Consider the following 238-nt stretch of genomic DNA (forward strand, 5'->3'; position numbering starts at 1 on the left):
TACCGAACGCGATCGTCAGGCAAGCGGTAATCAGTACATCACCGTGGAAGACTCGTGCAGCATGGTGCACGCCTCAGAAGGCGTCGGCATTCCCCTGGCAGAGACGCAGCGTCCTGAAACCGCGATTGTGGCTGGCATAGCCCATGCGACATTAGGCAGCGATAAAACGGACTGGCTGGCGATGGCAGGCAATTACGATCTGATTCGCGATCACATGGCCGCCACGATTCCCGGCTTT

At 58.0% G+C, this 238-nt stretch carries 1 pseudogene; it reads left to right on the forward strand.

Going from position 1 to position 238, the window contains the following annotated elements:
• Positions 1 to 238: pseudogene (locus tag KVT28_RS26725) on the forward strand (CbbBc protein); the annotation flags it as partial.

It is taken from the genome of Pantoea sp. GbtcB22 (assembly GCF_019091025.1).
Classification (GTDB): Bacteria; Pseudomonadota; Gammaproteobacteria; order Enterobacterales; family Enterobacteriaceae; genus Pantoea; species Pantoea leporis.